The sequence below is a fragment of the Streptomyces sp. NPDC046915 genome (assembly GCF_040644935.1).
Classification (GTDB): Bacteria; Actinomycetota; Actinomycetes; order Streptomycetales; family Streptomycetaceae; genus Streptomyces.
In genome coordinates, this window is record NZ_JBEYXB010000024.1 from 60382 (window position 1) to 80388 (window position 20007).

General features: G+C 71.8%; 24 protein-coding genes and 1 pseudogene. 13 read left to right on the forward strand and 12 right to left on the reverse strand.

Features of this window, described 5'->3' with window-relative positions:
* Positions 1-2: 2 nt before the first annotated feature.
* Entirely contained in the window at positions 3-824 is an 822-nt protein-coding gene (locus ABZ915_RS40775; protein WP_361813985.1) for a tyrosinase family protein, read from the forward strand.
* A gap of 13 nt (positions 825-837) precedes the next feature.
* Here ABZ915_RS40775 and ABZ915_RS40780 read toward each other — a convergent pair whose 3' ends face one another.
* Together ABZ915_RS40780 and ABZ915_RS40785 are read right to left on the reverse strand one after the other, a co-directional pair.
* The gene (locus ABZ915_RS40780; protein ID WP_361813987.1) at positions 838-1533 is read right to left on the reverse strand and encodes a ribonuclease H; all 696 of its coding nucleotides are present in this window, start codon (positions 1531-1533) and stop codon (positions 838-840) included.
* Between the two features lie 30 nt (positions 1534-1563).
* Entirely contained in the window at positions 1564-2361 is a 798-nt protein-coding gene (locus tag ABZ915_RS40785; protein WP_361813989.1) for a VOC family protein, read from the reverse strand.
* Positions 2362-2529: 168 nt separating this feature from the next.
* Here ABZ915_RS40785 and ABZ915_RS40790 point away from each other — a divergent pair, with 168 nt between their 5' ends.
* The 5 genes and pseudogenes from ABZ915_RS40790 to ABZ915_RS40810 all read left to right on the forward strand — a co-directional run bounded on the left by ABZ915_RS40790 (position 2530) and on the right by ABZ915_RS40810 (position 8282).
* Positions 2530-3537: a zinc-binding alcohol dehydrogenase family protein gene (locus ABZ915_RS40790; RefSeq protein ID WP_361814127.1), complete on the forward strand. Its 1008-nt coding sequence runs from the start codon at positions 2530-2532 to the stop codon at positions 3535-3537.
* A gap of 358 nt (positions 3538-3895) precedes the next feature.
* Positions 3896-5338: a family 2B encapsulin nanocompartment shell protein gene (locus ABZ915_RS40795; protein ID WP_361813991.1), complete on the forward strand. Its 1443-nt coding sequence runs from the start codon at positions 3896-3898 to the stop codon at positions 5336-5338.
* Between the two features lie 7 nt (positions 5339-5345).
* Positions 5346-6395, forward strand: a pseudogene (locus ABZ915_RS40800) (family 2 encapsulin nanocompartment cargo protein terpene cyclase); the annotation flags it as partial.
* A 43-nt stretch (positions 6396-6438) separates the two neighbouring features.
* A complete protein-coding gene (locus tag ABZ915_RS40805; protein ID WP_361813993.1) occupies positions 6439-7317 on the forward strand; it encodes a geranyl diphosphate 2-C-methyltransferase in 879 nt (292 codons plus the stop codon).
* An 80-nt stretch (positions 7318-7397) separates the two neighbouring features.
* Positions 7398-8282 (forward strand): aminoglycoside phosphotransferase family protein, encoded by an 885-nt coding sequence (locus ABZ915_RS40810; RefSeq protein WP_361813995.1) that lies wholly within the window; start codon positions 7398-7400, stop codon positions 8280-8282.
* A gap of 36 nt (positions 8283-8318) precedes the next feature.
* Here ABZ915_RS40810 and ABZ915_RS40815 read toward each other — a convergent pair whose 3' ends face one another.
* Together ABZ915_RS40815 and ABZ915_RS40820 are read right to left on the reverse strand one after the other, a co-directional pair.
* A complete protein-coding gene (locus tag ABZ915_RS40815; protein WP_361813997.1) occupies positions 8319-8801 on the reverse strand; it encodes a VOC family protein in 483 nt (160 codons plus the stop codon).
* 205 nt (positions 8802-9006) lie between these two features.
* On the reverse strand, positions 9007-9372 hold the full coding sequence (locus ABZ915_RS40820; protein ID WP_361813999.1) for a helix-turn-helix transcriptional regulator: 366 nt from the start codon (positions 9370-9372) through the stop codon (positions 9007-9009).
* Positions 9373-9609: 237 nt separating this feature from the next.
* Between ABZ915_RS40820 and ABZ915_RS40825 the strand changes: the two genes are divergently transcribed.
* The gene (locus tag ABZ915_RS40825; RefSeq protein ID WP_361814001.1) at positions 9610-10497 is read left to right on the forward strand and encodes an RNA polymerase sigma factor SigF; all 888 of its coding nucleotides are present in this window, start codon (positions 9610-9612) and stop codon (positions 10495-10497) included.
* Positions 10498-10525: 28 nt separating this feature from the next.
* Here ABZ915_RS40825 and ABZ915_RS40830 read toward each other — a convergent pair whose 3' ends face one another.
* Positions 10526-10981 carry an ATP-binding protein gene (locus ABZ915_RS40830; RefSeq protein WP_361814003.1) on the reverse strand — a complete coding sequence of 152 codons (456 nt, stop codon included), beginning with the start codon at positions 10979-10981 and terminating at the stop codon, positions 10526-10528.
* A 155-nt stretch (positions 10982-11136) separates the two neighbouring features.
* On the opposite strand from ABZ915_RS40830, the gene ABZ915_RS40835 reads away from it, so the two are divergent.
* Genes ABZ915_RS40835 through ABZ915_RS40845 form a run of 3 tightly spaced genes read left to right on the forward strand, consistent with a single transcriptional unit; the run spans position 11137 to position 12415 of the window.
* Positions 11137-11313, forward strand: a complete 177-nt coding sequence (locus ABZ915_RS40835) for a hypothetical protein (RefSeq protein ID WP_361814005.1) — start codon at positions 11137-11139, stop codon at positions 11311-11313.
* Between the two features lie 47 nt (positions 11314-11360).
* On the forward strand, positions 11361-11990 hold the full coding sequence (locus tag ABZ915_RS40840; RefSeq protein WP_361814129.1) for a PRC-barrel domain-containing protein: 630 nt from the start codon (positions 11361-11363) through the stop codon (positions 11988-11990).
* Positions 11990-12415 (forward strand): PRC-barrel domain-containing protein, encoded by a 426-nt coding sequence (locus ABZ915_RS40845; protein WP_361814007.1) that lies wholly within the window; start codon positions 11990-11992, stop codon positions 12413-12415. The genes ABZ915_RS40840 and ABZ915_RS40845 overlap by 1 nt, the downstream gene beginning before the upstream one ends.
* A 20-nt stretch (positions 12416-12435) precedes the next feature.
* Here ABZ915_RS40845 and ABZ915_RS40850 read toward each other — a convergent pair whose 3' ends face one another.
* Positions 12436-12846, reverse strand: a complete 411-nt coding sequence (locus ABZ915_RS40850) for a hypothetical protein (protein WP_361814131.1) — start codon at positions 12844-12846, stop codon at positions 12436-12438.
* Positions 12847-13178: 332 nt separating this feature from the next.
* Between ABZ915_RS40850 and ABZ915_RS40855 the strand changes: the two genes are divergently transcribed.
* A complete protein-coding gene (locus ABZ915_RS40855; RefSeq protein WP_361814009.1) occupies positions 13179-13562 on the forward strand; it encodes a nuclear transport factor 2 family protein in 384 nt (127 codons plus the stop codon).
* Between the two features lie 47 nt (positions 13563-13609).
* On the opposite strand, the gene ABZ915_RS40860 is transcribed toward ABZ915_RS40855, so the two are convergent.
* From ABZ915_RS40860 to ABZ915_RS40875, 4 genes are all read right to left on the reverse strand, one after another.
* Positions 13610-14995, reverse strand: coding sequence for a hypothetical protein (locus tag ABZ915_RS40860; RefSeq protein WP_361814011.1), 1386 nt, complete (start codon positions 14993-14995; stop codon positions 13610-13612).
* Between the two features lie 159 nt (positions 14996-15154).
* Positions 15155-15601, reverse strand: a complete 447-nt coding sequence (locus ABZ915_RS40865) for a hypothetical protein (protein WP_361814013.1) — start codon at positions 15599-15601, stop codon at positions 15155-15157.
* Positions 15602-15637: 36 nt separating this feature from the next.
* Positions 15638-16099 (reverse strand): SHOCT domain-containing protein, encoded by a 462-nt coding sequence (locus tag ABZ915_RS40870; protein ID WP_361814015.1) that lies wholly within the window; start codon positions 16097-16099, stop codon positions 15638-15640.
* 76 nt (positions 16100-16175) lie between these two features.
* Positions 16176-16820, reverse strand: a complete 645-nt coding sequence (locus ABZ915_RS40875; protein ID WP_361814017.1) for an HdeD family acid-resistance protein — start codon at positions 16818-16820, stop codon at positions 16176-16178.
* Positions 16821-17040: 220 nt separating this feature from the next.
* Between ABZ915_RS40875 and ABZ915_RS40880 the strand changes: the two genes are divergently transcribed.
* Positions 17041-17682 carry a potassium channel family protein gene (locus tag ABZ915_RS40880; protein WP_361814019.1) on the forward strand — a complete coding sequence of 214 codons (642 nt, stop codon included), beginning with the start codon at positions 17041-17043 and terminating at the stop codon, positions 17680-17682.
* Positions 17679-19088 carry a DUF2252 domain-containing protein gene (locus tag ABZ915_RS40885; RefSeq protein ID WP_361814021.1) on the forward strand — a complete coding sequence of 470 codons (1410 nt, stop codon included), beginning with the start codon at positions 17679-17681 and terminating at the stop codon, positions 19086-19088. Before ABZ915_RS40880 ends, ABZ915_RS40885 begins: the two co-directional genes overlap by 4 nt.
* Before the next feature lie 48 nt (positions 19089-19136).
* Here the strand turns inward: ABZ915_RS40885 and ABZ915_RS40890 are convergent, their stop codons facing one another.
* Positions 19137-19334 carry a hypothetical protein gene (locus tag ABZ915_RS40890; RefSeq protein ID WP_361814023.1) on the reverse strand — a complete coding sequence of 66 codons (198 nt, stop codon included), beginning with the start codon at positions 19332-19334 and terminating at the stop codon, positions 19137-19139.
* Positions 19335-19472: 138 nt separating this feature from the next.
* Entirely contained in the window at positions 19473-19991 is a 519-nt protein-coding gene (locus ABZ915_RS40895) for a hypothetical protein (RefSeq protein WP_361814025.1), read from the reverse strand.
* Positions 19992-20007 lie beyond the last annotated feature (16 nt).

Genomic DNA, 20007 nt, shown 5'->3' on the forward strand with positions numbered 1-20007 from the left:
ACATGACCGTACGCAAGAACCAGGCCGCCCTGACCGCCGACGAGAAGCGGCGGTTCGTCGCCGCCGTCCTGGAACTCAAGCGCAGTGGACGCTATGACGAGTTCGTCAGGACGCACAACGCCTTCATCATGTCCGACACCGACACCGGTGAGCGGACCGGGCATCGTTCACCGTCCTTCCTGCCCTGGCACCGCAGGTTCCTGCTCGACTTCGAGGGCGCGCTCCAGCAGGTGGACGCGTCGGTCGCGCTGCCCTACTGGGACTGGAGCACGGACCGCACGGCCCGCGCCTCGCTGTGGGCACCGGACTTCCTCGGCGGCACCGGGCGGAGCCTGGACGGCCGGGTGACGGACGGGCCGTTCGCCGCGTCGGCCGGGAACTGGCCGGTCAACGTCCGCGTGGACGGCCGTACGTACCTGCGCCGCTCGCTCGGCGCCGCGGTGCGCGAGCTGCCGACGCCGGCCGAGGTCGAGTCGGTGCTGACGATGCGGACGTACGACATGGCGCCCTTCAACAGCGCCTCGGACGGCTTCCGCAACCATCTCGAGGGCTGGCGCGGGGTCAACCTGCACAACCGGGTCCACGTCTGGGTCGGCGGGCAGATGGCCACCGGGGTCTCCCCCAACGACCCGGTGTTCTGGCTGCACCACGCCTACATCGACAAGCTGTGGGCCGAGTGGCAGCGCCGGCACCCGGACGCCGGGTACGTGCCGGGCGGCGGGACGCCCGACGTGGTGGACCTGAACGAGACGATGAAGCCGTGGAACGACGTGCGTCCGGCGGACCTGCTGGACCACACGGCGTTCTACACCTTCGACAGCTGAGCGCGGCCCGCGATCAGGCCTCGACGGCCGTACGGCACTCCGGGTGGCCCCAGCCCTGCGCGTTCTTGGCGATGGACTCGCCGGCCGCGTAGGAGCGGCCGCACACGCAGCGGCCCGGGAACTTCGCCTTGATGGTGCGGGCGGACGAGCCGCCGCCGGTCGCGCGGGGCGCCTTCCTGCGCGGCGACTTGGCCACCGGGACGTCGGGCGAGGGCGGCGGCTCCGGGGAGCCGAGGTCGCTGCCCGCCGCACTCTGCGCGGTCGCCGCCTGGCTGGCGGCGCGGTCGGCGAAGTCGTTCAGCGGGTCGCCGTCGACCTGGTGGGCGGGCACGTAGCGGAACTCGACCGAGCGGCCGTCGAGCAGTTCGTCGATGCGGACCACCAGGTCCTGGTTGGCGACGGGCTTGCCGGCGGCCGTCTTCCAGCCCTTGCGCTTCCAGCCGGGCAGCCAGGTGGTGACGGCCTTCATCGCGTACTGGGAGTCCATGCGGATCTCCAGCGGCACGCCCGGGTCGGTGGCCGCCAGCAGGCGTTCCAGCGCGGTGAGTTCGGCGACGTTGTTGGTGGCGGTGCCCAGCGGTCCGGCCTCCCAGCGGGCCGGGCTCTCGGCGTCGTCGGAGACCACCCACGCCCAGCCCGCCGGACCGGGGTTTCCCTTCGAAGCCCCGTCGCACGCGGCCACCACTCGTTCACGCATGGCCCCGATCATGCCACGCCCGCACCGGCCCCCAGGACCGCCCTAGGAGACGTCCGTGGTGACCGGCATCTCGCCCTGCGTGGTCGTGATGTCGATCACCGAGAAGTTCGCGCCCTGCGGATCGCTGAGTGCGGCGAAGCGGCCGAAGGGGCTGTCCATCGGGCCGAACCGCAGGACGCCGCCGAGCTCGGTGGCGCGGGCCACGGCGGTGTCGCAGTCGCCGACCGTGAAGTAGACGTTGACGTACGAGGGCACCTCGAGCGGGAACTCCTCCCCCATCCTCATCCGGCCGAGGACGGTGTCGTCGCCCACCTTGAACAGCCGGAAGTCGACGCCTGCATCGTCGATCTGCTGCATGCCGTAAGGGAAGACCGCCGACAGGAAGGCGTCCGTCCGCTCCGGGTCCCGGGTGAAGAACTCCGCCCAGCAGTAGGCACCGGGCACCGCCGTCGCCTCGAAGCCCTCGTGGGTGCCGCCCTGCCAGAGCCCGAACACGGCACCGGCGGGCTCGCGGGCGAGGCACATCGTGCCGAACTCGCCGACCTGCATCGGCTCCATCAGCACCTCGCCGCCGTGCTCGCGGATCTTTCCGGCGGTCGCGGCGGCGTCCGCGGAGGCGAGGTACAGGCACCACTGCGACTGTCCCTCCTGCCCGCTCATCGGCGGCACCACGGCCGCCACCGCCTTGCCGTCCACATAGGCCTGGGTGTAGTTGCCGTACTGCGACGACGACTCGCCGAAGGTCCAGCCGAGGACAGCTCCGTAGAAGCTCTTGGCCTGCTCGACGTCACCGAACATCGCATCGGCCCAGCAGGGGGTTCCCTCAGGTCGTACGGCCATGGTCGTGGCCCTCTCCCGTTCGGCGGACTGTCCGGAACCTCACGCTAGTCACCCTCGGGGCGGCCCGCGCGCCGAAGCCGCCCGGCCGCCGGAGACTGGGAGGAGACGGCGGCCATCGGCGGGACGGGGCACAGGATGACGGACGCGACGGGGACGGGTGCGGCGACGATGCGGGCGTGGTCGGTGGTCCGCCCGGGGCCGGTCGAGGGCGATCCCCTCCGGCTCGTCGAGCGGCCGGTGCCGGTGCCCGGGGACGACGAACTGCTGGTCCGGGTGCTCGCCTGCGGAGTGTGCCGCACCGATCTGCACGTCACCGAGGGCGATCTGCCGGTGCGGCGGCCCGGCGTGACCCCGGGCCATGAGGTGATCGGCGTGGTGGCGGGTACCGGGGCGGCGGCCCGGGACTTCACGGTGGGCGAGCGGGTGGGCGTGGCCTGGCTGCGGCGGACCGACGGCTCCTGCGCCTACTGTCTGCGCGGAGCCGAGAACCTGTGCCCCGGCTCGGAGTACACCGGCTGGGACGCCGACGGCGGCTACGCCGAGTACACGACCGTCCCGGCCGGGTTCGCCCACCGGCTGCCCGGCGGTCTGGACGACGCGCCCGCGGCGCCGCTGCTGTGCGCCGGGATCATCGGCCACCGCGCGCTGCGCCGCACCGCGCTGCCACCGGGCGGCCGGCTCGGGCTGTACGGCTTCGGGGGCAGCGCCCACCTGTGCGCGCAGGTGGCGCTGGCGGAGGGCGCCACCGTGCACGTCCTGACCCGCGGCGAGGCCGCCCGTCGGCTGGCGCGCGAGCTCGGCGCCGCCTCGGCGCGCGACGCCTACGACCCGCCGCCCGAGCCCCTGGACGCCGCGATCCTGTTCGCACCGGCCGGCGACCTGGTGCCGGTCGCACTGCGCGCCCTCGACCGGGGCGGGGTCCTGGCGGTGGCCGGCATCCATCTGAGCGATGTGCCGCCGCTGCACTACGAGACCGAGTTGTTCTACGAGAAGGAGCTGCGCAGCGTCACCTCCAACACCCGCGCGGACGCCCGCGAGTTCCTGGGACTGGCCGCGCGGCACGGGATCCGCGCGCGGACGCACACCTATCCCCTGTCGCGGGCCCCACAGGCCCTGAGGGACCTCAGGGCCGGCCGTTTCGACGGAGCGGCGGTACTGGTGAACGACTTCTCCTGAAGCCACCGGGCCCGCGCGCTCCCGCCCCCACCGATCGGCCGACCTCCGGGCCCCGGCCCGCCGACGCCACCGCGCTTCTCGTCCTGGCTCCGGTTCACCGCGCCCTGCCCGGCGGGGAGACGCGCGGCCCGTCGCCGCACTCGCGCACGCCCGGACACGGGCGCGTGTGCCCGGCGCGCGATCACGGCACACCGACCCATTCACCCCGAACGGCATGTTTGCACCACCGGGGAATGAACCCGCCCCTTTCACGCCGTACCGGGAACCTCACCACTGCTGTTTGGCTTGTCCCCGCACACGATCACCTCGCTCACCACCGACCGATCCGGTCACCCCTGTTCAGCTCCCGGGAGGGAATGTGTCCACACCGGACAGCGCCACCGGTTCCGCCGTCGACGAACCCGCCCCCGACCCCGCGGCCGACGGGCAGTTCACCAGTCTGAGCACCCGGGCGGCACGCCAGCTCGCCACCACCACCAAGTCCGAGCCGCAGATGCAGGCCATCACCTCGCGGTGGCTGCTGAAGTCGCTGCCGTGGGTGGACGTCAAGGGCGGCACCTACCGGGTCAACCGCCGCCTTCAGCTGAGCACCGGCCGCGGCCGGGTGCACTTCGAGCAGAACGGCGCCGACGACATCAGGGTCATCCCCGAGACACTGACCGAACTGCCCGTCCTGCGCGGCTACGACGACCTCGACGTGCTGCGGGAGATCGCCGGCCGGTTCCAGTCCCGGGAGGTGCGGGCCGGCCAGGTCCTGTTCGAGGCCGGTCAGCCGGTCACCGAGACCTACCTCGTCGCCCACGGCCGGTTCACCCGTTACACGAACGGGAAGTACGGCGACGAGGAGATCCTCGGGGTGGTCTCCGGCGGCGCCCAGATGGGGGACGAGGCCGTCGGCCAGTCCGACCCCCTGTGGCTGAGCTCGGTGCGGGCGGAGACCTCGGGCGTGGTGCTGGCGCTGCCGTGGGCCGTCGTCACCGAGTTCACCGACCGGGTGCCCTCCCTCGCCGCGCACCTCGAGGCGTACGTCGAGCGGAACCTCAGGCCCATGAACCGCAAGGGCGAGGCGGAGGTCCCGGTGCAGGCCGGCCACGTGGGCGAGCCGACACTGCCCGGCGGGTTCGTCGACTACGAACTCAGCCCCCGCGAGTACGAGCTGTCCCTCACCCAGACCGTGCTGCGGGTCCACACCCGCGTCGCCGACCTCTACAACAACCCGATGAACCAGACCGAGCAGCAGCTCCGGCTCACCGTCGAGGAGATCCGCGAACGCCAGGAGTGGGAACTGGTCAACAACCGCGAGTTCGGGCTGCTGCACAACACCGACTACGGCCAGCGCATCAGCACCTTCGCCGGCCCGCCCACCCCGGACGACATGGACGAGCTGCTCTCCATGCGGCGCAAGACCAAGCTGTTCCTCGCCCACCCCAAGGCGATCGCGGCCTTCTTCCGGCAGTGCAACCGGCGCGGCCTGGTACCCGGCACCGCGACCGTCGACGGACACGAGGTCCCCGCCTGGCGCGGGGTGCCGCTCTTCCCGTGCAGCAAGATCCCCATCACCGAGCAGCACACCACCAGCATCCTCGCGCTGCGCACCGGCGAGGCCGACCAGGGGGTCGTCGGGCTCTACCAGACCGGCATCCCCGAGGAGCACCAGCCCGGCCTCAACGTCCGCTTCATGGGCATCGACACCGCCGCGATCGTCAACTACCTCGTCACCGCCTACTACTCGATGGCCATCCTGGTCCCCGACGCCGCGGGGATCCTCGAGAACGTCCAGATCGGCCGGACGGCCGAGTGACGGCCCGGAGGACCCCATGAGCGCACCTCCCACCTCCGTTCCGCTGCCCGGACCGCCGAACCTCGCCCGCTCGGTGCGGGCCCGGCGCACCGGAGCGATCCCCGGGCTGCTGTACCGGCCCGCCGCGCCCGCCGACCCGGAGCAGGCGGCGGAGATCGACCGCAGGCTGGAGGCCTGGGCCCGGAGTCTCGACCTGTTCCCCGAGTCCTGGACGGGGGACTTCGCCGGCTTCCAGTTCGGCCGGGCCGTGGTGCTCCAGCATCCGGGGGCGGCCGACCTGGAACGCCTCACCGTCGCCGGCAAGCTGCTGCTCGCCGAGAACATCGTCGACGACTGCTACTGCGAGGACCGGGGCGGCTCCCCGCGCGGGCTCGGCGGCCGGCTGATCATGGCCCAGTCGGCGATCGACCCGTACCACGGCACCCCCGAACTGGAGGAGGAGTGGCACCGCGGCATGCGGGCCGACGGTCCGCTGCGCTCGTACCACTTCGCCCTCAAGGACTTCGCCGTCCTCGCCACGCCCAGCCAGACCACCCGCTTCACGCACGACATCGCCCGACTGCACCTGGGCTACCTCGGTGAGGCCGCCTGGGCGGAGACCCGGTACGTGCCCCGGGTCTGGGAGTACCTGGTGATGCGGCAGTTCAACAACTTCCGCCCGTGTCTGTCGGTCGTGGACGCCGTGGACGGCTACGAACTGCCCGAGCAGGTCTACGCCCGGCCCGAGATCCAGCGGATCACCGCCCTGGCCTGCAACGCCACCACCATCGTCAACGACCTGTACTCCTTCACCAAGGAGCTGGCGAACGACCCTGCGCATCTCAACCTGCCCCAGGTGGTCGCCACGAACGAGCGCTGCGGGCTGAAGGCGGCCTACCTGAAGTCCGTCGAGATCCACAACCGGATCATGGCGGCCTTCGAGAAGGAGTCCGCCCTGCTGTCCGCCACCTCGCCGCTCGTCGAGCGCTACGCACAGGGCCTGGCGGCCTGGGTGTCCGGCAACCACGAATGGCACGCCACCAACAGCCACCGCTACCACCTGCCCAACTACTGGTAGCCCCCGCTGACCCCGCGACAGACACACCAGTGAGGAGTCATCGTTGACCACCGCCCCCGTCGCCGGCACCACGCCGGCCCCGGTGCCGACCCAGTCCACGTACCAGAACCGCGTCGCGGACTACTGGAACGCCGAAGAGAACCCGGTCAATCTCGAACTCGGGAAGATCGACGACCTCTACCACCACCACTACGGCGTCGGTGAAGCCGACTGGTCGGTGCTCGACGAGCCCGACGCCGCCCTGCGCCGGGAGCGGATCACCGCCGAACTCCACCGTCTGGAACACGCCCAGGCCGAGCTGCTCGCCTCCCACCTCGGCCCGCTCTCGGCCGCCGACCGGGTCTTCGACGCGGGGTGCGGCCGGGGCGGGGGCAGCGTGGTGGCGAACCTGCGCTACGGCTGCCACGCCGACGGCGTGACCATCTCCGCCAAGCAGGCCGGGTTCGCGAACGAGCAGGCCCGCAAGCGGGGCATCGACGGCAAGGTGCGCTACCACCACCGCAACATGCTCGACACCGGCTTCGCCTCCGGCGCCTACGCGGCCTCCTGGAACAACGAGTCCACCATGTACGTCGAGCTGGACCTGCTGTTCGCCGAGCACGCCAGGCTGCTCGGGCGCGGCGGACGCTATGTGGTGGTGACCGGCTGCTACAACGACACCTACGGGCAGGCCTCGCGCGAGGTGTCCCTGATCAACGCGCACTACATCTGCGACATCCACCCCCGGTCCGAGTACTTCCGGGCCATGGCGAAGAACCGCCTGGTGCCGGTCCATGTGCAGGATCTGACGGCGGCCACGATCCCGTACTGGGAGCTGCGCAAGCAGGCCGACCACCTGGTCACGGGCATCGAGGACACGTTCCTGAAGGCCTACCGCAACGGCAGCTTCCAGTACCTGCTGATCGCGGCCGACCGGGTCTGAGCCGGGCCGTGGGGCGGGCGTGCCGTCAAAACCCTTCGACAGCACGCCCGTCGGCCGCTGCAATGGGGCCTGTGTGTGCCATGACGACGAAAATGCGGGCGGACGAGGTCGATGTCGACGTCCCTCTCGTCCGCCGGCTGATCGCCGGCCAGTTCCCCGCGTGGGCGTCGCTGCCGGTGCGGCGCCTGGAGTCCTCCGGAACCGAGAACGCCATGTTCCGCCTCGGCGAGGACAAGGTCGTACGACTCCCCCGGCATCCCGGTGCCGTGGACGACGTGGCGCACGAGCAGCGCCGGCTGCCCCTGCTGGGGCCGCGGCTGCCCGTGCCCACGCCCGAGCCGATCGGGCGGGGTGGGCCAGGCGCGGACTTTCCCTGGCCCTGGTCGGTGTACCGCTGGCTGGAGGGACGCAATCCGGTCGCCGGGGCACTTGAGCGGCCCGAGGCGCTCGCCCGGGATCTCGCCGGGTTCGTCCGCGCGCTGCGCCGGATCGACCCGGCGGACGGACCGCCGGGGTACCGGGGCGGGCCCCTGGAGACCCGGGACGCGCCCATGCGGGACGCCATCGCCCAGCTGGCGGACCGGGGCATCGACACCGCCGCGATGACGGCCCGGTGGGAGGAGGCCCTGCGCGCCCCGCGGCACGCCGGGGCGCCCGCCTGGGCGCACGGGGACCTGTCGCCCGGCAACGTCCTGGTCGTGGACGGGCGGCTCAGCGCCGTGATCGACTTCGGGACCGTGGGCGTGGGCGATCCGGCCGTCGACCTGATCGTGGCCTGGAACCTGCTGCCCGCTTCCGCCCGGGACACCTTCCGCGAGGCCGTCGGCGCCGACGACGCGGAATGGGCGCGCGGACAGGGCTGGGCGCTGTCGATCTCGGTGATCCAGCTGCCGTACTACTGGGAGACCAACCCGCCGCTCGCGGAGAACTCCCGGCACGCGATCGCCGCGATCCTGGCCGAGTGACGGCCGGCCGCCCACGACGGGCGGCCGGTGCGCCGGTCACTCCCCCGCGTAGGCCTTCTCCAGCTCGGCGACGTCGAGCTTGCCCATGGACATCATGGCCCGGGTCGTGCGGGTCGCCTTCTCCTGGTCGGGGTCGCCGATCATGTGGATCAGCCGGTCGTAGACGACCTGCCAGGAGACGCCGTACCTGTCCTTGAGCCAGCCGCAGGGGCCGCCCTCGCCGCCGTTCTCGGTGAGCGCGTTCCAGTAGTGGTCGATCTCCTCCTGGTCCGAGCACACGATCTGGAAGGAGATGGCCTCGTCGAACGTGAACTGGGGGCCGCCGTTGAGGGCGACGAACTTCTGGCCGTTGGCCGTGAACTCGACGGTCAGCACGGAGACGGCCGGGCCCGGAACGGCCTCGTTGCCGCGGGTGATCCGGCCGATGCCGGAGTTCTTGAAGACGGAGACGTAGAAATGGGCGGCCTCCTCGGCCTGGCCGTCGAACCAGAGACACGTGGTGAATCCGTCGGTGGTCATGAGCACCTCCTGGAACGGGGAACGCGGTCATCTGTATCGACCGGTCGGCGCCGCGAAACTCATCGGCCGGCCCGCCGATTCATCCGAATGGCCCAAGCGGCACGGGCGACCAGCATCGCCGCGCCATGACGTCGTCCCCGCACGGGACGGGCGTACGGAGTCCCCGCCGACCACCTGCGGGACCTCGTGCGGTACTGGCGGACCGTCAGGCCGCCAGGCACAGCCCCCGGTACGGCGCGCGGGACACCTGGCGGCTCCGGTTCGCCTGCTGCCGGGTGAGCTCCCCCTGGGTCAGCGACAGCAGGTCGCCGAGGCCCAGGCCGAGGGCGTGGGCGGCGGCCGCGAGGACCTCCGAGGAGGCCTCCTTGCGGCCGCGCTCGATCTCCGAGAGATACGGCATGGAGATCCGCGCGGCGTCCGCGACGTCCTTGAGCGTGCGCTCCTGCGCCAGGCGCTCCCGGCGGAGCACGTCGCCGACCAGATCGCGCCAAAGGGGTTCCCTCGGCGCCGGGGACGGGTCGCCCGGGTGCACGGGTACGAGTCGGGTCTGGTGCGGCGCTCGATCGGTCACGCCGTCAGCCTATGCGGTCCCCGACACCGTCAGGGGCCACCGGCTTCCGAAGAGCCCGGTTTCCGCCACCCGGGCGCACCGCCCGCATGCGTCGCGTCACCCGGGGTACCCGCACCGTGGGACACGCATGGATGACCGCTTTCCGGGTATCCGCCCAGCACGCAGTCCTGGGGCAGACATCCGGAAACACCTAGCCGAAGAGGCAGACGTCGAACCGTGACTTTCGTGGGAGAGGCAATGAATACCGCCGGGAGCCGGTCGAAAGCAGTGGTCGCCGAGAGGACCGCCGAGGACAGGACGGGCGAGGGATCACTGCCTGGAATCGAGGACCCGCGCACGATCGCTCCGCGTGACGCACGCGAGCTGTCCCGCCAGTTCTTCCGGCGTCTGACCGTGCTGGAGGAGGGTACGCACGAGTACCAGTACGCCCGCAACACGCTCATCGAGATGAACATGTCGCTGGTGCGGTTCGCGGCGGGGCGGTTCCGCAACCGCGGTGACGACATGGAGGACATCGTCCAGACCGGGATGATCGGCCTGATCAAGGCCATCGACCGGTTCGAACTGGCACGCGAGGTGGAGTTCACCTCGTTCGCGCTGCCGTACATCGTGGGCGAGATCAAGCGGTTCTTCCGGGACACCACCTGGGCGGTGCACGTGCCCCGGCGGCTCCAGGAGCTGCGGGTGGAGCTGGCCAAGGCGCGCGAGGAACTCTCCAGCCGGCTGGACCGCGATCCCACGGTCGGCGAGCTCGCCACCCTGATGAACATCACCGAGGACGAGGTCGTCGAGGCGCAGCTGGCCGCCAACGGATACAACTCCGCGTCCCTGGACGCGGCGCTCACCGGTGACGGGCCCGAGGACGGCGAGGCGGTGCTCGCGGACTTCATCGGCGTCGAGGAGGAGGGCCTGCGACTGGTGGAGGACTTCCAGTCCCTGGCCCCGCTGATGGCCGAGCTCAGCGAGCGGGACCGGCAGATCATCCACATGAGGTTCGTGGAGGAGGCCACCCAGGCGGAGATCGGCGAACACCTCGGCTGCTCCCAGATGCACGTCTCACGCCTGATCAAGCGGATCATCACCCGCCTGAGGCAGGGCATGCTGGGCGAGCTGGGCTGCGCCTGAACCTCCCTCACGGCTCGGGGGTGAAGCTTCACTCAGTGGGAAGCTTCACCCAGGCGCGTACCTTCTTGCCGACGGGCACGCGTTCGGCGGTGACCTCCGCGGCCAGCGCGTGCACGATCTCCAGACCGTGGCGGCCCACCCGCTGGGGGTCGCGCGGAAAGCGCCGGGGCAGGGCGACGCTGCTGTCGTAGACGGACACGGAGACGGCCGAGTCCGTGCCCTCCAGCTCCAGGATGTACGGCCCATTGCTGTGCCGGTCGGCGTTGGTGACCAACTCGCTGACCACCAGGAGCAGTTCACCGTCGGCGCGCGAGTCGATGCGGGCGCACCACTCGGTCCTCAGCTGGTCGAGGAACTGTGCGGCGAAGGAGCGCGCCTCGGCGATGCTGCCGGGTTCACCGGTGTAGTGCGCCGCCCGTCGCAGCGGTTCCACGGGCACGTCGAAACCACTTGGTATCACTGCCCCGTCCACGTGGTCGGTCATGCGCTTCTCTTTCGGAATCCGGACCCGGCCGGTCACTACTGCACCAGTTCTCGTACCCCGACAGACGCCGCACAGTCCAGCCTGCCGTTCGCCCACCGCGCACAACGGGCATCGGCGCGCCGGTCCGGGGCACCCGGAGAAGGTGGCTCCGGCCGATGGCGGCCGGGACGGACGGCCGGAGGTGGACGGTGGTCTGGTGGGTGTGGCTGGTCCTGGTGGTGGCCGCGGTGGCGGTCGCGTCGCTGCTGGCGCTGGGCGTCCAGGCCGGCCGGCGGTCGGGGACGGTGATCGCGGTGCGGCGCGGGCGCCGGTACGGCGGACGGAGCACGTGATGGGCGGGCATCTGCTGTCAGGACCCGGGCGGGTGGGATCGGAGCTGATGGCCGCGCGCAGTCTTTCGACGCTGCCGGTGGTCACGCTCGCGGGTGACGCGGTCGCGCAGATCAAGGACACCGTCTTCGACGCCCCGGCCGGCCACATCACGGGTTTCACCCTGAGTGGCCGGGGCCTGCTCTCCGGCCCGCTCAAGCAGAGCCTGCCCTGGTCGGGTGTGCACTCCCTGGGGCATCACGCGGTCATGATCAATGATCCGGGCGTGCTGACCGAGGCGGCCGCCGTGGTCGTCCGCCGGGAGGCGGTCAAGGGCCGGGTGCTGGGCGCGAAGGTGCTGACCGACGCGGGGACGGAGGTCGGCAGGGTGCTCGACGTCGTCGTGGAGGGCGGCGCCAGCGGCCGGGTCGTCGGCTTCCGGATCGCGGCGAGCAGGTCGCCGGCGTCCGGGACGTCCGGTTCGAACCGCCGCCGGCACAAGGTGTACGTCCCGCGCGGCGAGACCCTCGCGGTCTCCGGCCAGGCCCTGGTCGTCCCCGCGGACGCGACGCTGTACGTCGCCGAGGACCTCCCCGGTTTCGCCGGTCAGGTCCAGGCCTTCCACGCCCGCGGCGACGCGGGCGGTCACTCGCCGAACCCGCCGACCGCACCGAACCCGCCGAAGGGGCCGCTGCCGTGATGCTGTACTCGCAGGTGCGGGGCCTGCCCGTGGTGACCCTCGCGGAGGCGGCCGAGATCGGGGTCGTGAAGGCCCTGACGGTCGACGCCGCCGCGAGGGCGGTCACCCATGTCCGGGTCGGCGCGCGGCGCGGCCGGGGGAACACCGTGCTGCCGTGGGAGGCGCTGCACGCGGTCGGTCCCGACGCCGTGCTCGTCCGCCGGGATCCGGCGGCGGACACCGGTGCGCCCCCGGCGCCGGCGCACCACGAGGCCCTGCGGCACCGGATCCTGACGGAGGCCGGAGACGAGCGCGGCACCGTTCAGGACCTCGCGTTCGACCCGGCCACCGGCCGCGTGGAGACGGTCTACACCGCACTCGGCACGATCCCGGCCGACCGTCTGCTGGGCCTGGGCGACTACGCCCTGGTCGTCCGCGCCGGCTGAGTCACGGCCGGTGTCACGTGTCAGGCGACGGGAACGACGAGCGCCGGGATGGTGCGCTGCATGCGCAGGGCGTCGACGGACTCCGCGAGCAGTTCGTACTCCGTGGTCTCGTCGCTCGCCGCGATCCGCACCAGCCGGCCGTCGGCCAGTTCGTCGGCGACCAGTTCCTGCCGGCCCTCGTCGGCGCACCAGGCGCGGAGCACACCGGGCACGTCGGTGACGGTGTCCGGGACGGGCGCGAGGGCGTTCGGCGGGTAGTGGGGGCTGTCCGGCTTCGGGTCGAGCCGCTCGGCGATCCACAGGGCCCGGTCACGCAGCCACCACAGGGCCAGCGCCAGGGTGGGCGCCCGGTAGGTGCCGAGCGGTACGCCGATGCGCCGACCGTCGCACCAGCCGTACGCGGTGACATGGCACAGGAATTCGTCGTGCACGATCCACTCCCCCGTCGCGTCGTTCTTCCGCCGGCCGGGCCCTCGCTTTCCGTGCGGCTCCTGTGCGGTGAAGTGCCCCTGACGTTCGAGTATCTTCACTACTGACACTCTGTCACCATGACTTTCCGGCCAGTCTGTTGGCATATTCGCCGGTGTTCTTGGCCGGAATCCGCCGAGGCGCGTAGCCCTGCTCTCCCGTCCTCGACACCGTCATTACCCGGGGGGTAATCGACCCTCCCCGATGCCCGCGGGCATGGTGGTCACACCGGTTCGACGCACCGAGGATCCGGTTCCCGAAGAGCAATTGCGAACTCGATGGAGGCTGATTCGCCATGTCCGTGAACACCGACCGTTACCAGACCGCCGCCGCCCGCTACTTCGAGGCCTGGAACGCCACCGAGCCGGAGGCCCTGGCGAAGGCGGTCGCCGCCGCCTGGACGGCCGACGGCTCCTACACCGACCCGCTTGCCGACGTCAGCGGGCACGAGGGGATCGCCGCCGTGATCGCCGGGGCGCACGGGCAGTTCCCCGGCTTCGTGTTCCGTCCGCTGGGCGCCGTGGACGGGCACCACGACACCGCCCGCTTCGCCTGGGAGCTGGTGAACGAGGCCGACGGCTCGGCGCCGGTGGCGGGCTTCGACGTGGTCACGCTGGACGCGGAGGGCCGCATCAGGTCGGTGCTCGGCTTCCTGGACCGGGTGCCGGCCGGGGCGTGACACGGTCGGGCGATGAGTCTCTCCGCTCGCGGCGGTCTGGTGAGGGTTCACCCGGTCGCCCCGGGCTGGGGGGCGGCCCCGGGCCGGGGCGGCGGGGGCGGGCCGGGCCTGCCCCGCTCCAGCCCGGCGAGTCCGGGGCCCGGCGCGAGGAACTCACGTACGCCGAACAGGGCCAGGACGACGACGGCGAACCAGAACACCACCGTGCCGGTCGGATGGTTCCAGAACACGAACACGATCGAGGCGCCGACGAGGATCACGATCCCGATCCACCGCTTCCACCGCCGGACGAACGGCTCCACCGGCCCGGCCCGGAAGCCCACGTGCTCGGCGACCTGGCGGACGCCGCCAACCCCCGTCGTGCACGCGGCACGGGTCGTCGTCGCGATCCGGGAGGGGCCGGCGAAGAACGCGCCGAGCGCGACCAGCACGGCCAGCACCCCAACCATGCGCGCGCTCTTCCTGAGGAAGTGGACCAGGGCGTCGTAGACGGAGCCCGCCGCGCCCGGGGAGACGTCCGGCGGCAACTGGTTGAGGAAGTACGTGCGGAAGACCGTGAGCCCGATGCCGAGCACCAGCATCGCCGCGGCGATGCCCAGCGCCGCACCGATCAGCGCGTGTCTGCGGTTCCAGGCCGCGTAGACGCCCCCGGCCGCGACCAGCACCGCGACCAGCGGGAGCCAGTTGCCGAGGATCTGGAGCAGCCGCAGATAGAGCTGGAGCGACTGAAGCTTCGGCGAGGAGTACACCGTGAACTGCGTGTGCACCGTCGGGATCTTCGCGGCCGGTCCCAGGCCCGCGTCGACCAGCTGCTTCTTGACCTGGTCGATGACCGGCGCCAGGTCGATGGTGACCTGGTCGCCGGAGAGCTTGACCGCGCCCCCGCTCTCCCCGGTCAGGACCTTGACCATCGCGTTGTGCGCCAGTGTGATCGCGTCGGTCCACGCCTTCGCGAAGGCCTGGCTCGTCACGACGCGGTCCGCGGCGGCGCCGATGAGGCTCTTCACGCCGTTCTCGATGGGCCCGGTCAGCGGGCCGATCAGCTGGGACACACGGGGCGGGACGCCGGGCTGGGACGCCGCCTTGGACAGCTGGTCGACCAGGGCCGGCACGTCGATCTTCTGCACCACGACGTCGGTGACCCGGCGGGAGACCGCCTGCTGCACATCGGGGTCGCTCGCGAGGGGCCCCATGGTCGCGACGAACCGGTCGGTGTCGGTGATCTGGTCCCGCGCCCAGACGGCTGTCACGGCCAGGATCGACAGGATCGACGCCAGGATGATGAGCAGCACCGATCCGGTGGTACGCAGCGGATGCCGGCGCTGCTGCGCCGGCCGGCCGGTCGACTCCAGCTGGGCGACCCGCCGGCGCAGCTCGTCCAGCTCGTTCTCGCCCGGCTTGCCCGGCTCACCCTCGGCGTCCTGTGGCGGCATGGAGCACTCCCGTCCTCGTCGACGGAGCGCACCCGGCCGGGGCGGCTGCCCGTCGTCGGCCCTACCAGGACACAAGGCCGCCGGGAGACGGGCCAGCTCAGGACCCCCGACCGGGTGTCCTCCGGTCGGGGGTCCTGAGCGCCGCGCCCCCCGACCGCCTCAGATCCCGCCGCGCGGGCTGCCGAACATGTCGGGTGAGGCCTCGCGCTGGACCACGCACAGGGCCCAGATGACGAACCCCGAGATCGCGATCATGACGACCGACCACACCGGGTAGTACGGCAGCGACAGGAAGTTGGCGATGATGATCAGCGCTGCGATGGTCACGCCGGCGATGCGCGCCCACAGCGAGGCCTGGAAGAGCCCCAGGCTGACGATCACCGCGACCGCGCCCAGGATCAGGTGGACCCAGCCCCAGCCGGTGAGGTCGAACTGGAACACGTAGTTGCGCGTGGTGACGAAGACGTCGTCATGGGCGATGGCCATGATGCCCCGGAAGATGTCCAGCACTCCGGCGATCATGAGCATGACGGCTCCGAATATCGTGAGGCCGCCGGCCCACTGCTGCTTCGCCGTCGTCTCGGGCGCACTGTGTGACGCGGTCATACCAGTACCTCGTTTCGTTGCCGTTGGGTGTGTCCGTCAGCGGGGGGACGCGGTGGTACCCGGCTTTTCCGCAGGCGCGTGGCCACTGAGGACGAGTTCCTTCGCCCGGCGGAACTCGTCGTCCGTGATGTCGCCGCGGGCCCGGATCTCGGAGAGCCGGACGAGCTCGTCGGCACTGCTGCGACCGCTTCCGCCGGCCGCGGTCTCCCGGACGTAGGCGTCGAAGGCCTGCTGCTGCGCACGCGCCTGTGCCACCTCCCTGCGGCCCATGCCCTTGCCGCGCGCGATGAGGTAGACGAACACGCCCAGGAAGGGCAGGCAGACGACGAACAGCAGCCAGCCGGCCTTGCCCCAGCCGCTCATCTCGTCGTCACGGAAGATGTCCACGATGACCCGGAACAGCAGGACGAACCACAGCACCCACAGGAAGAACCAGAGCATCGTCCAGAAGGCGCTCAGCAGTGGATAGTCGTACGCGAGGTACATCTGCGCGTTCATGTCACTCCTCCGTCCCGGGCGTTCGCCCAGCCGTTCCATGCTGTTCTCAGCGTGCCCACGTCGAGAACCGGGTGCCTCACCCGGCGCGGGTGAGCGTGTCCGACCTGCGCAGCGCCGAGCGCCAGGCGAAGGCGACGCCCGCCTCGGCCAGGCCGATCAGCACGAGCCACAGGCCGAGGAGCCGGGTCAGCGCACGGGCCGACTCGGCCGGCAGGGCGAGCACCACGATCCCCGCGACGATGGCGAGGACGGCGCCCGCCAGGACGGCGCCGCGGTGCGGCAGGTCCTTGGCGGCCAGGGCCGTGTAGAGGGTGAGGATCCCGGAGGCGAGCCAGACGATGCCGACGATCACTGAGAGAGCGGCGATCGTCTGCAACGGGTTGCGCAGGCACAGCACCCCGGCCAGGACGTACAACACGGCCACCACCAGCACCGGGAGCCGTTCCCCGTGCCCCTCCCTGCCGAACACCGCCACGAACCGGAACGCCCCGAGCACCAGCAGGTACAGGCCGATGAGCACCGCCAGGACGTGCAGGGTCTCGTCCGGCCAGACCAGTACCAGCACACCCGGCACGATCGTGGCGACCGCCGAAGCGAGGATCCAGGTCCAGGAACGGCCGAGCCGCCCCAGGGCCTCCTCGGCGCCTTCCGCGGGCGGAGCCGCCCCGCCGGGCATGCCTTCCGGTCCACCGGGCGCCGACGGATCACGCGATGTGGTCATGGCTCCTCCTCGCGCGATCGATCGCGGCGCTCGTGGACCGCCGACGGGGCGGTGTGGGGGGACCTCACCGGGCCAGCGTCCCGCGCGTCCGCGGCCACCGGATCACCCGCGGTGGGTGATCCGCCCCCGCCCACGAGACGATGCAGTGGGACACGAGGGGCACCGGACCCGCGGCGGAAGGGCACCCGCCCCGCGGCGGAACGGAACGAAGAAGCATCGGATGAGCGATCCCATGGCCGCCCGGACGGAGCACTCCCGCACCGGGCAGGACGCGCACCCGCCGGGCCGCGGGCACCATGCCGGCCGGCGGGCGGCCGGCTTGGCCGCCCTGCGCTCCCTGTTCACCGTCACCGCGCTCGTCACCGCCTACTACCTGCTGCCGTTGGACGACCTCCACACGACCGGTGCGCTGACGCTCCTGGTGGGCGGTCTGCTGGCGGTCCTGCTGGTGTTCTCGTGGCAGGTGTGGGCCATCGTGCGTTCGCCCCACCCACGGCTGAGGGCCGTCGAGGCCCTCTCCGCCACGCTGGGGTTGTTCCTGGTGCTCTTCGCCGGCGCCTACTACCTGCTGGAGAGGTCCTACCCCGGCTCCTTCACCGAGCCGCTGACCAGGACGGACGCCCTGTACTTCACGCTCACCACGTTCACCACCGTCGGCTACGGCGACATCACGGCCCGCTCGCAGGCGGGTCGCGTGGTGACGATGCTCCAGATGGCCGGCGGACTGCTGCTGGTGGGCGGCGCCGCGCGCATCCTCGCCGGCGCCGTCGAGGCGGGCCTGCGGCGGCAGCACCATGAGCCACCGGCCGAACCGGACGCCGACGACGACACCGCGACGCTGGACCGGGAGGACGGACCATGACCACATCGAGCGCCTTCACGACTCGACTGCCGGCCGCCGAACGGGCGGTCTACGGCAGGCAGGCCCGTACGCGCGTGCCGCGCTCGGAGCAGGGCCGGTTCGACCCGGGGCCGAAGCGGCCCAACCCGATCGAGGTGATCGAACGGCAGTCGGCCACCCGGGTGCCGGAACTGGTGCCGATCCGCTACGGCCGCATGCTCGAGTCGCCGTTCCGGTTCTACCGCGGCGCGGCGGCGATCATGGCGGCGGACCTGGGGACCGCCCCGGACACCGGGCTGCGGGCGCAGCTGTGCGGCGACGCCCATCTGCTGAACTTCCGGCTGCTCGCCTCGCCGGAGCGCCATCTGGTCTTCGACATCAACGACTTCGACGAGACCCTGCCCGGCCCCTTCGAATGGGACGTCAAGCGGCTGGCGGCCAGTCTCGCGATAGCGGGCCGGGCCAACGGCTTCTCCCGCAGGGAGCAGGACGGTGCCGTACGGGCGTGCGTGCTGGCCTACCGGGAGCGGATGCGGGAGTTCGCCGACCAGCGCACCCTGGACATCTGGTACGCCCAGGACGACACCGAGCGCATGCGGAAGCTGCTGGTGTCGTCGATGGACAAGGCCGCCAGGCGGCGCACCGCCGAGGCCACGGCGCGGGCCCGCACGCGGACCCAGATGCAGGCCTTCGAGAAGCTCACCCGGAGCACGGCCGAGGGCAGGCGCATCACACCCGACCCGCCGCTGATCACCCCGCTCGGGGAACTGCGGCCGGATCAGGCCGGGGAAGGGCAGGAGAGGGAGTTCCAGAACCTGCTGGACGCGTACGCGCGGACCCTGCCCTCCGAACGCCGCCATCTGCTGCGCCACTACCGCCTGGTGGACATCGCACGGAAGGTGGTGGGCGTCGGCAGTGTCGGCACGCGGTGCTGGATCCTGCTCCTGCTCGGCCGGGACGACGACGACCCGCTCCTGCTCCAGGCCAAGGAGGCGCAGGAGTCGGTGCTGGCCGCCCACACCGGCGGCGAGCGCTACGACAACCAGGGCCGCCGGGTGGTGACCGGGCAGCGTCTCATCCAGACGACCAGTGACATCTTCCTGGGCTGGACGCGCGTGATGGGCCTCGACGGGCGCGGCCGGGACTTCTATGTGCGCCAGCTGCGCGACTGGAAGGGCATCGTGCAGCCCGAGACCATGGATCCGGCACTGCTCGCCCTCTTCGGCAGCCTGTGCGGGGCCTCCCTGGCAAGGGCGCACGCCCGCTCCGGCGATCCCGTCGCCATCGGCGCCTACCTGGGCGGCAGCGACCGCTTCGACCAGGCCCTCACGGCATTCGCCCAGGCCTATGCCGACCAGAACGAGCGGGACTTCGAGGCGCTGGAGGCCGCCGTCCGCTCCGGCCGGCTCCACGCGGAGCGCCTCTGAGCGCGCGGAGCGCTCTGAGCCACCCGTCCCCGTCCGCCCAGCTCCCGGTCACTCCGGGAGCTGCCGCATCTCGACCACGCGCAGCCCCAGGGACTGGAAGCGCGCGAGCAGCCCGTACAGCTGGGCCTCGTCGAGGACGGGACCGAACAGGACGGTCTGCCCGGACATGACCACGTGGTCCAGCTCCGGGAAGGCTTTGGCCAGCGTCTCCGACATATGGCCGTCGACGCGGATCTCATAGCGCATCGGCAGTACTCCCACAGGCGACCCGCGGACCGGAGGACCGCACCCTCACCTGAGATCCTCCGCTTCGGCGCCCGGCCGGGCCTCACCCGGCACAGGTGACCCGGCGCCCCGCGCGGACGGCCGGTGTCACGGCCGGTCTCAGTGCTTCAGCAGGAGCTTGAAGACGATGATCAACAGGCCGAGCAGCAGGTTGACCGAAGCGGTGAGCGCGACCAGGGGCCAGGAGGCGCCGGACCGGCGCGCAGCGGCCACGGACCAGCCGACCTGCCCGGCGACCGCCACCGAGAGGGCCAGCCAGAACGCGCCCTCGGGGCCCAGGCCGAGCAGCGGGCTGACGGCCACCGCGAGGGCGGGCGGGACGGCGGCCTTGACGATCGGCCACTCGTCCCGGCACACGTGCACCACGGTCCGGCGGTCCAGGCGCCGCTGCGCCAGGTGCGCCCCGAACAGCTGGGCGTGCACGTGCGCCACCCAGAACACCACACCGGTGAGCAGCAACAGCAGCACCAGTTCGACACGCGGGAACGAGCCGAGGGCGCTGGCGCCGGTCACCACGGAGGCCGCGAGCATGGAGCCGTAGACACCGCCCGTGTAGTCGGCGTGCGCCCGGCGCTCGTCGCCGCTCGCCTGCGTCGTGGCGGGGCCGGGCCCGGTCATCGCGGCACCCCGGGCC